The following is a 14,208-nucleotide window of genomic DNA, read 5'->3' on the forward strand; positions in this document are numbered from 1 at the left end:
CCTTATATAGACGGATACTTTTTCTCCACATCTCATTTTCCCATTCAAGCATCGTCATAACGCCCAAAATAAAATGGCTAATAACTGCGGTGAAATAATGCGTAAAAACATTGCTAATGGGTAAACCGTTGCATAGGAAAGTGCCGCAGCTCCACTCGTTGGGTGAATATTATTGGCAAAGGCTAATGCAGGAGGATCCGTCATTGAACCTGCGAGTACTCCACATAAACTTAAATAATTCATTTTACCGAAGATACGAGCAACTAGACCCGTGATGAACAACGGGATAAATGTAATTAATATCCCATAACCAATCCACCTGAGCCCATCACCTTGAATAAGAGTTTCGATAAAACTGCCACCTGAATTTAATCCTACCACGGCAAGGAACATCACGATCCCCAGTTCTCGTAATGCTAAGTTTGCACTTGGTGGCATAAACCAATACAACCGCCCAATAGTACCTATTCGACCAAGAATCAAAGCCACAACCAATGGTCCTCCTGCCAAACCTAATTTCAATGCAGCAGGAAAGCCCGGAACAAAAATTGGTAACGAGCCTAAAACAACACCTAAGCCAATCCCAATAAACACAGGTAACATTTGAACTTGTTGTAATTTTTGTTTCGCATTACCCAGTAAAGCCGTTACCGCTTCAATCGACTCTGGGCGCCCAACAATATTCAGAATATCACCGAATTGCAGCACTGAATTATTGTTCGCCATCAGGTCAATACCCGTTCGATTCAAACGCGTCACGACCACATCGTACTTTTGCTTCAGATTCAACTCTTTTAGTCGCTTACTTAGCACTGCATCATTAGTGACCACGACTCGGACTGAGTGTAATACGGAGCTAGATGTTGATAATGATGCGTCTACCTCTTCCCCTAAAATTAAACGAACTTTATTTAAGTCCTCTTTCTGCCCAACCACATGCAGTAAGTCACCAAGATGGATTTCCGTTGTTGGTTGAGGCACAACAAGCATTTCACCACGCTTGAGCCGCGAGCAAACAATTTCTTCATTACCTAGCATAGGAATATCTTGAATCATCAAACCATCAAGATTGCTATTACGTACCGCAATGTTCATGGTTTGCAATAAGTCTCTATGCTGAACATTTGTGCTATTAAACTCTGATGCTTCTTTTTCTACTGAAATGCGGAAAATAATTCGCACTAGCCACATCACTAAAAGAATACCGCAAATACCCATAGGGTAAGCCATGGCATATCCCATTCCCATCTGACCGATCAAACTAGGATCAGAACCTAAATCAGAAAGGATTTGCTGCCCCGCACCTAGGGAAGGTGTATTCGTTACAGCACCAGAAAAGATACCTAAAATAATCGGTAAAGGAATATCGGCAATTTTATAGATAATAGCGGTAACGACCGCACCTAAAATAACCACCATCAACGCAAAGCCGTTAAGTTTTAAGCCTGAAACGCGCAAAGAGGAGAAGAAGCCGGGTCCCACTTGTATCCCGATGGTATAAACAAACAGGATAAGACCAAACTCTTGAATAAAATGCAGCATATCATTATTGAGAGACAAGCCATAACTGCGTGCAAAATGCCCAACGATGATCCCACCGAAGAGAACGCCACCTATCCCTAAACCGACATTGCGAATTTTCCAATTACCTATCCATAAGCCTAATGCGGCAGCTAAGGCTAATAAACTGACTGTAAGCGCTAATTCACTCATAGACCGCTATCCTTTTGACGACAGTAACCAAAATATGGGACATACGGAGTATTACATTTATAACTGAATCGATTGTGCCAAATAAATACAAGGGAAGTTGTGTGATAGAGCACAGTTCACAGCAATTCAATCGCGCAGCTTAATTCCACAAATAAAACAATTCCATTGCTAATTATTAACATGACCGACATAAAATAATACAAAAAAGAACTATTATTCAGAGTGTATCTTAAATAATAATAGGTTCCCGAGATTGTGAATTTTTTGTTTTTAGTTATCATGATCTCAAGTTAGACAAAGCCCCTCTCAATGTAGGTCAACATTATATGCCAAGCTTGATTTTTTTTAGGTCGTTAGCATTTTCCACATCATTGATTTTTACATTGAGCGGTTGCTCAAGTATTATGACTCATGCAGGTCCTACCGATAGTTATTATCCTGGCACTAAAAATAGTATTGATATGTTGCAACATGAAGATACTGGCTGGGTTGTTAAACCGTTACTTATTATTGATTTACCGTTCACAGCTGTTGTAGATACATTATTAATCCCTATTGATTATATGCATTCCAGCGATTCTCAAACCGCTGAATCACCAAAAAAGCGCGTAGAACAACTTGATAAGCAACAAGAATCAAAAAAACATAATGAAAAGCCCATTATTGAATAGTATTTATTCGACACTCCAATTAGGAATATAATATTTCTGTTTCATTAATAATGTTGTTTTAATTTGGCTTAATATTTTATTCTTTCATTGAACGATTTATCATCTCCTTTAATCTATTCTATTTAATACCGCGATGATTAGTTTTAACCAATACTTTTCATTTCATATCGCACATTTCATTTAATGAAAGTTTTTGCCTTTTATTTTGCTGAAGAATAAAAAGATGAATCATTATCTCTTTATTCTTCATGAGTGTTAATTCAGAGTAAAATTAATTCGCCAACCCAGTCTCAACAATATAAATCTGTCTAAACCCATCAACATCACGCATAAATGCTACAAATTTATCATTTGGAGAAAACACAACCGCATCTGCAACTGGTGCGGCGTCTGTTCTTTGCGTCAACCTTTCGATGCTGCCCGTCGCCACATGGCAACGCACAATGCTGTTATCATGAACAAAACAGAGATACTCACCTGTATTATTCCAACTAAACGCAGACTGAATTGGGGAGTTTTCAAAGGTCACTTGAGTCAATACTCCGGTTGCGGTTCCCACGGTCCATAATTGTACAATGCCTTGATTATCATGCATTAAGCAGGCAATTAACTCTCCATTTGGTGATGAGCGTAGCCAATGTCTTGGCTGTTTCGCTAAACCCGGAAATTTTCTCTGATGTGTATAGGTTAAGCGCTTTTGTTGGACACCTTTAGGTGGTGCAGGCATGGAATTTCTAGTGCCTTGCAGGGGCTCATGACTTGGGATTTTGAATTTCTCTGGGTCTTCAGGTAAATCAACCAGATAGATTTCTGGAACAACCTCACCATTATGATGATGCGTATCCCCAATAAATGCTAAGGCTCGCCGTTGCCATTGACCTTCTTGATTCCTATACCCACATTGACCAATCCACCCTTCCTCATAGGCCCGACCAATTTCGTCACTATTTGGAGTGGGAGTCAGAGTCGTTTTTGTTACAACACAGCAAAAGAAATCACCACCGTACTCTCTCGTGTGCCCAATAGGCTCGACAGTCACTGCACCAATTGGTATAGCCACCGCCACATTACGTTGATCTAATTTAGGATCGAGTTCATGCATAACATGGTCGTTGTAGGTAAAACTGAGCCACTTTCCGTCTGGACTAAAAACATGTACATGAGTCCCTCCCCTTAACGCTCCTGCAATATAGGGTGGAGTAATACACATCGCATCGATGGGATGTGCATTTCCAAGCTGATTATCGTAGACATAGACACCTCGGCGGTGATGAAAATCATACTGCCAAGACTCATCTGGATGTTCAGGTCCTTGAATAAACGCATAACGAGGAGGATTTTCAGCACTCACTGTCACCACTCCGACGTGGGATCCGTGCTGGCTACGATAGATTTCGACTTTTTGCTGCGTCGTGACATGAATTTTTTCTATAGTTTGCCCAGTAAATGAACTGCCGCTTGGTCGGACATCATAAGCAAGCCATTCGCTATCTGGTGTCCAAACATTAATATTTGTAAGCTGATGACTACGCGCTTCATCGGTAATACGCTTTTCTTTATAAGGCATTTTACTGTTCAATCTGTTATCCTTTGACATCATTTAATACAGGCTATCGGATTACTTTAACTAATCAATTCTTAATGAGAGCAAAAAATCTCAGTCGAGAAGTTACACAAGTAATATTACCCTTAAACAATCACTATAGTATTGAATAAAACCATCATGTTATTAAGTGTTCTTTATATTATTGGTATTACTGCCGAAGCCATGACTGGCGCTTTAGCTGCTGGACGTCGTAAAATGGACGTCTTTGGCGTGATCATTATCGCATCTGCGACCGCTATCGGTGGCGGATCTGTTCGTGATATTTTGCTCGGACATTACCCTCTCGGTTGGGTTGCTCATCCGGAGTACATTATGACCGTGGCTGGTGCCGCCGTTGTTACGATCTGGATAGCCCCAATGATGAAACACCTTCGTCGACTCTTTTTAATACTCGATGCAATTGGCTTAATTGTTTTCTCAATTTTAGGTGCCCAAATTGCTCTCGATATGAATTATAGCCCTATCATTGCCGCTATTGCTGCGGTGGTAACTGGCGTATTCGGCGGCGTTCTTCGCGATATGCTATGCAATACCATCCCCCTAGTTTTCCAAAAAGAAGTTTATGCGGGTGTTTCTTTTGCCGCTGCATGGCTATACATTGGTTTGCTGTATACCCCGCTACCTAAAGATATCGTGGTGATTATCACCTTAGTCGCTGGTTTAAGCGCTCGGTTACTTGCCATTCGCTATCGCTTGGGGTTACCAATTTTCAATTACGAAAGCCAAGATTAATGCCCTCATTTTCTATCAGCCATTAGCGTTAACAACTAATGGCTGATGCCTAAATTCTGCAAAGTTTGTAATGCCTGTTTAATTTCGGGCGCTGCCAGCCACTGTTGAAGTGCTTGCTTCCTCGTCTCAGATACCGCCATCTTTTCTATCTGTTCTGGTTCACTCAATGTCGTAATTGCCGCTATTTTTTCTAATTGTTCAGACTTTAGCGGAATACCCAATCCTTTCAACCAATTTGCCGTTAGTTGATGTTGTGCTTGTTGAAGTTGTTCAAGAGCATTAGCGGTTTGTTGAGTTTTAGGTAATCTATTTTGCCAATCAGGAGATAACCATCCGAGTAACTCCGACAGCCCATATTTTTCTACCCACACCATCCATGTTTTTTCACCGACACCACGAATATTAAGTTGCTTACCCAACCAAGTGAGCCGAGCAACAAACTGAGAGGCACAATCTGTCGAATAAGATAAACAACTCAATGCATGAAAGTTTTCCAATGGTAATGTATTAAGGTATTGTCGCGGTTTCTGTCTCCATATGACTTTTTCCATTAATGGAGCACCGTGCCCAGATAGCGTCAGCTGAATTTTATCTCCCACTAACACATCTTTTTGTTTCCACGAATTGAGTGAACCTAAGCGTATTTTACTGACTTTTTTATCATCTATCCTGACTGGTTCAATGTTTGCAATGACATTCACTACTCCCGACCTTCCTACCCGAAAAGTTAAATCAACAACATCTGAAACAATGCTTTTTAGTGGGTATTTCCAGGCAATACTCCAACTGTTTTGGTTTGCTCGCCAAGCTGATGATGACGGTGTCGGAAAACTTTTTAGAACAACACCGTCCGTCGCGAATGGCATTGAGATTGAATAGTAGTGATCACGCCACTGCGCGATAGATTGGCTCTCTACTATGGGGTGGCTATACCGTTGCGCCAAATCGAATCCTAGCATTGCCAGCTCACTAAGTTGCTGACTCATAGGCGTCGAGTTATCAGGCCAAGACCAAATAAACACACCAATATCATCCGTTACTTGTGCAGGCATATCTTTACGCATCAACCAACCCGCAACTTTACTCCTCGCATTTTGTCCCCCATCTATTTTTTGCACATGTTCATTAAGCTTCCAGAATAACTCTCCTTGTAAAACAATAGATTGCTTTATTGAAATTGTTTTTGGGATCCCCTGAATAAAATCCGCTTTTTCTCGCCAATTAAGTCCTTTGCTACCGTCACCTCGACTGATCATTGACACTAAATGCCCATTCTCATAGTGCAAAGTCACCGCCACACCATCTACTTTGGGTTGCAACCATACTTCATGACGTGACTCTAGCCAGGGTGCTATTTCCTTAAATTCCAATTTTTTCAACCCAGTATGAGGAATGGGGTGCTTCACTAATCGTTCCGTATTAGGCTGTACTGGTTGTGGCAATCTATCAGGCAAATTTAGACAGCGCTGTCCACGTCGCCACTGAGCCAGAATCTGGTCATAAACTTCATCACTAACCTCACTTACTCCCTCTATTTGATATTGCCGATCCCACTCTTGTAGCTGCTCCCCTAGCCGTAATTGTTCCGCTCCCATTAATTTATCATCTAATGTGTGACATATTTTCTGGGAATCAACGAACTCTGTACCATAAGCTATTGATACTGCGTATTGAAGTAATAGGCAAAACCAACCAAATTTCCAGAACTTCCTGACTGAAAAATAGTACATAATATCCCTATCATATTTGTGTTAAATAAATTGCACTAAACTGCATAGCGCTGCGTTGCTATCGTATTCTGAGTGATTAAATCAAGGGACACAGTAAGTCATGCCGTTAAATGCATAACGTTTCGCAAAACAAATGGTATTTTCATTAAGTTAAATTTATTTTCTGGAAGGCGTTCACAGTTTTTCAATTACCAAAATTTTTTTATTCATAATTCATGGTTAATTGATATCGCTGCATGTTGTCTTAAGTACGTGTATACTATGTAGGGTTTATCGCTATCTTTTATGTCTAACCCTCAAATATTCAAGAAATCATCATGATACAAGGCACGTTATATATTCTCTCTGCGCCTAGCGGTGCAGGTAAGTCCAGTCTTATCCAAGCATTATTGAAGACACAACCGTTGTATGACACGCAAGTTTCTGTTTCTCATACAACTCGAGCTGCACGTCCAGGTGAAGTTCATGGGGAGCATTACTTCTTTGTTTCTGAAACCGAGTTTCTCCAGATGGTTGATAATAATGACTTTTTAGAGCATGCCTGTGTTTTCGGTAACTATTATGGCACCTCAAAACCTATTATTGAGGAAGTCCTAAATAGCGGAGTGGATGTATTTCTTGATATCGACTGGCAAGGTGCTCAGCAAATTCGTACGAAAATGCCTGAAGCACGGAGTATTTTTATACTACCTCCTTCAAAAGATGAGCTCTATCGTCGTCTTCGTGGTCGTGGGCAAGATAGTGATGAAGTCATTGAAAAGCGCATGTCGCAAGCTGTTGGTGAAATCGAGCACTACAATGAATACGATTACGTTATCGTAAACGACGATTTCAACACTGCACTGAGCGATTTACAGTCAATCATGCGTGCGGAGCGTTTGAAATTAAGCCGCCAAGTCCAGCGACATGGTGCTTTAATCAGCAAATTACTAGCAGACTGAGAATAGTTTCAGTATCATATCAGGTCATTTTTTTATTTCTTTGGAGTAGCACACTTATGGCACGCGTAACTGTTCAAGACGCAGTAGAAAAAATTGGTAACCGTTTTGACCTCGTACTGGTCGCAGCACGTAGAGCTCGTCAGTTACAAACTGGTGGTAAAGATCCTTTAGTTCCAGAAGAAAACGATAAGCATACTGTTATCGCGCTACGTGAAGTAGAAGAAGGTTTAATTAACGGTCACATTTTGGATGTGCGTGAACGCCAGGAACAGCAAGAGCAAGAAGCCGCTGAAATGCAGGCAGTTTCTGCGATCGCTGAAGGTCGTCGCTAATTACTAAGGTGGGTCTGCCTTGTATCTGTTTGAAAGCCTAAATCTCATAATTCAGCAATATCTCCCTAAGGAGCAAGTTGAGTTACTGAAAAAAGCCTATGTTGTCGCACGGGATGCCCATGAAGGACAAACCCGTTCCAGTGGTGAGCCTTATATTACTCACCCTGTTGCCGTTGCTTGCATTCTGGCTGAAATGCGTTTGGATCATGAAACACTGATGGCTGCGCTACTTCATGATGTGATTGAAGACACTCCAGCGACATTTCAAGACATCGAGCAATTGTTTGGAACCACCGTTGCAGGGCTTGTTGAAGGCGTTTCCAAACTGGATAAGCTGAATTTCCGCGACAAGAAAGAAGCTCAAGCAGAAAACTTCCGCAAAATGATCATGGCAATGGTTAAAGATATCCGTGTCATTTTGATCAAACTGGCAGACCGCACTCACAATATGCGCACGCTTGGGTCACTTAGACCCGATAAGCGTCGCCGCATAGCGCGTGAAACACTGGAAATATACAGTCCCCTCGCGCACCGTTTAGGTATCCACCATATTAAAACTGAGCTTGAAGAGCTAGGTTTTGAAGCGCTTTATCCAAACCGTTATCGAGTTATCAAGGAAGTGGTGAAATCCGCCCGAGGTAACCGCAAAGAAATGATCCAAAAAATCCTTTCGGAAATTGACGGTCGATTAACTGAAGCAGGTATACCTTGTACCGTCAGCGGTCGAGAAAAACATCTGTATTCTATTTATCGAAAAATGCATCAAAAAGAGCAGCGATTCCATTCGATTATGGATATCTATGCCTTTCGCGTCATCGTTGAAGACGTTGATACCTGTTACCGTGTTTTAGGTCAAATGCACAGTCTCTATAAACCTCGTCCGGGGCGTATTAAAGACTATATTGCCATTCCTAAAGCTAACGGTTACCAATCCCTACATACATCCTTAATCGGGCCTCACGGGGTTCCTGTTGAAGTACAAATTCGTACTGAAGACATGGATCAAATGGCAGAAATGGGTGTTGCTGCTCATTGGGCATACAAAGCACAAGGGGAGCAGGGAACCACAGCACAGGTAAAAGCACAGCGCTGGATGCAAAGCTTACTCGAACTCCAACAGAGTGCGGGGAGCTCATTTGAATTTATTGAAAGTGTAAAATCAGACCTGTTTCCTGACGAAATTTACGTTTTCACTCCTGAAGGTCGTATTGTCGAATTACCGACAGGCGCAACCCCTGTGGACTTTGCTTACGCTGTTCACACTGACATCGGTCATGCCTGCGTCGGTGCACGTGTTGATCGCCAACCTTACCCGCTTTCCCAACCACTCTCGAGTGGTCAAACAGTTGAAATTATTACTGCTCCGGGAGCTCGACCAAACGCTGCATGGTTAAACTTTGTCGTGAGCTCCAAAGCTCGTGCGAAAATCCGCCAACTGCTGAAAAATTTAAAACGCGAAGACTCTGTCAATTTAGGTCGTCGTCTACTCAATCATGCGTTAGGTGCAGGAACAAAAATTACCGATATTCCACGTGAAAGCATCGATGCTGAATTAGCACGCATGAAGCTGCACTCTGTTGATGACTTGCTCGCTGAGATTGGTTTAGGTAATGCCATGAGTGTTGTGGTTGCACGCAACTTACAAAATAACCCTCAAAGTACTCAACCAAATGCAGTTGAAGAGCCTGTTATTACAGAAAACCGTCATAAACTGTCTATCAAAGGTGCTGATGGTGTCTTGATCACCTTCGCAAAATGCTGTCGCCCGATCCCTGGGGACCCTATTATTGCGCATATTAGCCCAGGTAAAGGTTTGGTTATTCACCATGAGTCTTGCCGTAATATTCGCGGTTACCAAAAAGAACCCGATAAATTTATGGCTGTCGAGTGGGATACCGAGACAGATACTGATTTTATCGCTGAAATTAAAGTCGATATGATAAACCATCAAGGTGCATTGGCTAACTTGACCGCAGCTATCAATGACGCGAATTCAAGTATTCAAAGCATGAATACCGAAGAAAAAGATGGTCGTGTTTACTGTGCCTTTATTCGCTTATCAATTAAAAACCGAATTCAATTGGCAAACGTCATGCGTAAAATTCGTATTATGCCTGATGTACTTCGTGTCAGTCGAAATCGTAATTAATTGATATAATTAAAAAAATACTAAAACATACTATGAATGAACGCCGCTATCGCCGCATTTGCCAAATGATGGCGATGCGGCAGCCCGACCTAACTCTCTGCCTCGAAGAGATCCATAAACCCCATAATGTTTCTGCCATTGTGCGCAGTGCTGATGCCGTGGGGATCCACAATATTCATGCTGTTTGGCCAGACCAACACGTTAAACTTTCCGTGTCTTCCGCTGCGGGAAGCAATAGCTGGGTAAAGGTCATCCCCCATCAATCCACTGAAAACGCAATTTCTCAAATAAAATCCCAAGGAATGCAGATTCTAGTCACTAACCTATCGGATAGTGCCGTTGATTTTCGCGAAATTGATTATACCCAACCAACCTGTATTATGGTGGGACAGGAAAAAACGGGGATCTCCGACAAAGCATTAGCCCTTGCAGATCAGCATATTATCATTCCTATGGTTGGAATGGTTCAGTCACTCAATGTCTCCGTCGCCTCTGCACTTATTTTGTATGAAGCCCAGCGCCAGCGCCAATTGGCAGGCATGTATGATCGCGAAAATAGTCTATTATCTGAGCAGGAACAACAAGAGTGGCTGTTTGAGGGGGGATATCCCGTACTCGCCGAAGTCGCAAAACGCAAAGGTCTTCCTCGCCCATATATTAACCAACAGGGTCAAATAGAAGCCGATGATATTTGGTGGGCACACATGCAGCTTTCTGAAAAAATGAAGAGAAAACAACTCAGCTAAGGAATCGACATGAACCGTGGTCTACTTAATACCATTTCACTGACTTCACTGCATGGCATTGGTGCCAGCCAGTCAGAAAAAATGCGTAAAATAGGTTTGAACACCGTTCAGGACCTGCTTCTACATTTTCCACTTCGTTATGAAGATCATACGCGTTTATACCACATTAAAGACCTCATGCCCGGCACCACCGCCACTATCACTGGCGAAGTTCTGCAAACCAAAGTGGTATTTGGTCGCAAACGTATGATGACCTGCCTGATAAGCGACGGTACAGGCAATTTAACTCTGCGTTTTTTCAACTTTTCTGCTGCGATGAAAAATAGCTTAGCAGAAGGTCGCCAAGTTACCGCTTATGGCGAAGTACGGCGCGGTAATACTGGACCTGAAATTATTCACCCTGAATATAAAGTGTCCCAAGAAGCGGAGAATGTCCCCCTTCAAGAAAACTTAACACCGGTTTACCCGACAACTGAAGGCGTTCGCCAAGCCACACTGCGCAAAGTGATGGATCAAGCGATCGCCATGTTAGACAGCAGTAACATTCAGGAACTACTTCCTGAAGAATTTAGCCGTAGCTTAATTAGTTTACCTGACGCAATTCGGCTACTGCACAACCCGCCGCCCGATGTCTCATTAGACGAGTTGGAAAAAGGTCATCATCCCGCTCAAAAGCGCTTGATCCTAGAAGAACTACTTGCTCACCATTTAAGCATGCTTGCGATTCGAGCAGGTAATGAACGACTCTATGCCGAGCCATTGATTTCCACTGGAAAATTGAAAGCACCGCTACTGGCAAATTTACCCTTTTCTCCAACCAATGCTCAAAAACGCGTTGTCGCGGAAATCGAAGCTGATTTACACAAAAATGCGCCGATGATGCGTTTGATCCAAGGCGATGTCGGTTCAGGAAAAACCTTGGTCGCTGCCTTAGCCGCAATTTGCGCCATTGAAAATGGCAAACAAGTGGCATTAATGGCACCGACTGAAATCCTCGCAGAGCAGCATGCGAGCACATTTAAACAATGGTTCGAGCCTTTAGGGATTAAAGTTGGCTGGTTGGCTGGAAAACAGAAAGGTAAAGCCCGCCAGCAGCAGCAAGATGCTATTGCTAATGGCGAAGTTTCTATGGTGATTGGTACCCATGCAATCTTTCAAGAACACGTTAGCTTTCATTCATTAGGGTTAGTCATCATCGATGAGCAACATCGCTTTGGCGTTCACCAGCGGCTCGCGTTGCGTGAGAAAGGTGAACAACAAGGTTTCCATCCTCATCAATTAATTATGACCGCCACGCCAATCCCACGCACGCTAGCGATGACCGCCTATGCTGACCTAGATACATCAGTGATTGACGAACTTCCTCCGGGAAGAACACCAGTCACCACCGTCGCAATTGCTGATTCGCGACGTAGCGACATTGTCGAACGTGTTCGCCAAGCTTGTTTAGAGGAAGGACGACAAGCTTACTGGGTATGTACATTAATTGATGATTCTGAGGTACTTGAAGCCCAAGCAGCTCAAGCCACAAGTGAAGAACTCGCACTTGCATTACCTGAACTCAAAGTAGGTCTGGTACACGGTAGAATGAAGCCTACCGAAAAGCAGAGCATCATGGCGGCTTTTAAAAATAACGAAATTCAGTTGTTAGTTGCTACCACCGTAATCGAAGTCGGTGTCGATGTTCCTAATGCGAGTTTAATGATTATTGATAACCCAGAACGACTTGGGCTAGCGCAGTTGCACCAGTTACGAGGGCGAGTTGGTCGTGGTTCCGTTGCATCGCACTGTGTACTGCTTTATAAAACGCCACTCACCCATACTGCTAAGCAGCGCTTGCAGGTTTTACGTGACAGCAACGATGGCTTTGTGATTGCTCAAAAAGATTTGGAGATCCGCGGACCAGGAGAGCTATTAGGCACAAGACAGACGGGAAATGCTGACTTTAAAGTCGCTGATTTATTGCGCGATCAGTATATGTTGCCGGAAGTGCAACGTCTCGCACGCCACATACAACAAAACTACCCTGAACATGCTCAGAAGATTATTGAGCGCTGGCTTCCCGAACGCGAGCAATACAGTCACGCTTAAGCTCTTTTTATCTCACCGATTTTTTCGTCCACCTAAAATGAAAATTGCCGTGAACACATCCATGTCCACGGCAATACCTGCTTTATTTATACATTTAGTTATATATGTTTGTATTTACTTAAACACTTATTGCGTGTTAACCGCCAATTGTTGGAAAAACGGGTAACCACAAGTAGAACTTGATGACTAACGCATTCACAATATCGATAAAGAATGCACCAACCATTGGTACGACTAAGAATGCTAAGTGAGATGGACCAAATTTATCCGTCACGGCTTGCATGTTAGCGATAGCCGTTGGTGTTGCTCCTAAACCGAAGCCACAATGACCTGCTGCCAAAATCGCAGCATCATAGTTTTTGCCCATGACTCGGAAGGTAACAAAAATCGCATAACACGCCATTACACAAGCTTGAACGCCGAGAATAACTAACATTGGGATCGCCAAAGATGCCAGTTCCCACAGTTTTAAACTCATGAGAGCCATCGCTAAGAATAAGGATAGGCTAACGTTACCCATGACAGACACTGCGCGGTCAAATACTCGATAAAAACCAAGTAAAGACAAGCTGTTACTTAAAATAACCCCGACAAACAAGACACATACAAATTTCGGCAGTGCAAATGCCGTACCTGCTAGTAACCCTGCAATCCAGCTTCCGGCTAATAAACAGATAGCAATCAACGCAATAGTTTCAATCAGCACCATTGAGTTAATCATACGGTTGGATTGTGGTTTTTCAAATGCGGTAGGAACATCTTTGTCCTCATCCGCAGTACCCGGTGTTGGGATATTACGAATTAAGAAACGTGCAACAGGACCACCAATGAGTCCACCAAGTACTAAACCAAAAGTTGCACAGGCCATCGCAACTTCAGTTGCACTCTTGAAGCCGTAATCTTCCGTAAAGATTTTACCCCATGCAGCACCAGTACCATGACCACCCGATAAAGTGATTGAACCGGCTAATAGTCCCATCAGAGGGTCTAGACCTAATAATTTCGCGAGTGCGATACCGACTGTATTTTGAACCAGTAATAAACCGACGACGACAAAAATAAAGATTAACAATGCCTTACCACCAGCTTTTAAGCTAGCTAAGTTGGCATTCAAACCAATGGTTGCAAAGAATGCAAGCATCATCGGTTCTTGCAGTGATAAGTCGAAAGAAAGGCTCCAGTCAAAAACTTGCTTAACCACTAACAGGCTAAAAGCAACTAATAATCCCCCAGCTACGGGTTCAGGGATGGTGTACTTTTCAAGAAATGAAACCGATTTTACCAGTTTACGTCCGAGTAATAGCACTAGCGTGGCTGCGACCAGTGTGCCGTAGACATCGAGATGATACATTTACGTACCTCGTCTGTTGTTAATATTATTTAAAACTAATTAGACGTTATTTTTTTCCTTAAAACGCCAAAAGCAGGTGCAGGGATTAGAAAAAAAAATCGCGATAAATACAAGTTAAAACATATAAAAATGTGACGCTCTTAATT

General features: G+C 42.6%; 11 protein-coding genes. 7 read left to right on the top strand and 4 right to left on the bottom strand.

From position 1 onward, the window contains the following. Positions 1-54: 54 nt before the first annotated feature. A complete protein-coding gene (locus tag PROVALCAL_RS12245; protein ID WP_006659592.1) occupies positions 55-1,713 on the bottom strand; it encodes a putative transporter in 1,659 nt (552 codons plus the stop codon). A 326-nt stretch (positions 1,714-2,039) separates the two neighbouring features. On the opposite strand from PROVALCAL_RS12245, the gene PROVALCAL_RS12250 reads away from it, so the two are divergent. After that, positions 2,040-2,384, top strand: coding sequence for a YceK/YidQ family lipoprotein (locus PROVALCAL_RS12250; protein ID WP_036959671.1), 345 nt, complete (start codon positions 2,040-2,042; stop codon positions 2,382-2,384). Positions 2,385-2,655: 271 nt separating this feature from the next. On the opposite strand, the gene PROVALCAL_RS12255 is transcribed toward PROVALCAL_RS12250, so the two are convergent. Continuing rightward, positions 2,656-3,984: a YidR family protein gene (locus PROVALCAL_RS12255; RefSeq protein ID WP_006659594.1), complete on the bottom strand. Its 1,329-nt coding sequence runs from the start codon at positions 3,982-3,984 to the stop codon at positions 2,656-2,658. Between the two features lie 123 nt (positions 3,985-4,107). Between PROVALCAL_RS12255 and PROVALCAL_RS12260 the strand changes: the two genes are divergently transcribed. Next, the gene (locus tag PROVALCAL_RS12260) at positions 4,108-4,722 is read left to right on the top strand and encodes a trimeric intracellular cation channel family protein (RefSeq protein WP_006659595.1); all 615 of its coding nucleotides are present in this window, start codon (positions 4,108-4,110) and stop codon (positions 4,720-4,722) included. A 35-nt stretch (positions 4,723-4,757) separates the two neighbouring features. On the opposite strand, the gene ligB is transcribed toward PROVALCAL_RS12260, so the two are convergent. Next, a complete protein-coding gene (gene ligB / locus PROVALCAL_RS12265) occupies positions 4,758-6,452 on the bottom strand; it encodes an NAD-dependent DNA ligase LigB (RefSeq protein WP_006659596.1) in 1,695 nt (564 codons plus the stop codon). A gap of 317 nt (positions 6,453-6,769) precedes the next feature. Between ligB and gmk the strand changes: the two genes are divergently transcribed. The 5 genes from gmk to recG are packed head-to-tail and all read left to right on the top strand — an operon-like array spanning position 6,770 to position 12,711. Beyond that, positions 6,770-7,393, top strand: coding sequence for a guanylate kinase (gmk, locus tag PROVALCAL_RS12270; RefSeq protein WP_006659597.1), 624 nt, complete (start codon positions 6,770-6,772; stop codon positions 7,391-7,393). Between the two features lie 56 nt (positions 7,394-7,449). Further along, on the top strand, positions 7,450-7,725 hold the full coding sequence (rpoZ, locus tag PROVALCAL_RS12275; RefSeq protein ID WP_006659598.1) for a DNA-directed RNA polymerase subunit omega: 276 nt from the start codon (positions 7,450-7,452) through the stop codon (positions 7,723-7,725). Positions 7,726-7,744: 19 nt separating this feature from the next. Further along, positions 7,745-9,874: a bifunctional GTP diphosphokinase/guanosine-3',5'-bis pyrophosphate 3'-pyrophosphohydrolase gene (gene spoT, locus PROVALCAL_RS12280; RefSeq protein WP_006659599.1), complete on the top strand. Its 2,130-nt coding sequence runs from the start codon at positions 7,745-7,747 to the stop codon at positions 9,872-9,874. A 32-nt stretch (positions 9,875-9,906) separates the two neighbouring features. Then, on the top strand, positions 9,907-10,620 hold the full coding sequence (gene trmH, locus PROVALCAL_RS12285; RefSeq protein WP_006663062.1) for a tRNA (guanosine(18)-2'-O)-methyltransferase TrmH: 714 nt from the start codon (positions 9,907-9,909) through the stop codon (positions 10,618-10,620). Positions 10,621-10,629: 9 nt separating this feature from the next. Continuing rightward, positions 10,630-12,711, top strand: a complete 2,082-nt coding sequence (recG, locus tag PROVALCAL_RS12290; RefSeq protein ID WP_006659601.1) for an ATP-dependent DNA helicase RecG — start codon at positions 10,630-10,632, stop codon at positions 12,709-12,711. A gap of 136 nt (positions 12,712-12,847) precedes the next feature. Here the strand turns inward: recG and gltS are convergent, their stop codons facing one another. Then, positions 12,848-14,062 (bottom strand): sodium/glutamate symporter, encoded by a 1,215-nt coding sequence (gene gltS / locus PROVALCAL_RS12295; RefSeq protein ID WP_006659602.1) that lies wholly within the window; start codon positions 14,060-14,062, stop codon positions 12,848-12,850. Positions 14,063-14,208: the final 146 nt, after the last annotated feature.

This window comes from Providencia alcalifaciens DSM 30120, assembly GCF_000173415.1.
GTDB classification, from domain to species: Bacteria; Pseudomonadota; Gammaproteobacteria; order Enterobacterales; family Enterobacteriaceae; genus Providencia; species Providencia alcalifaciens.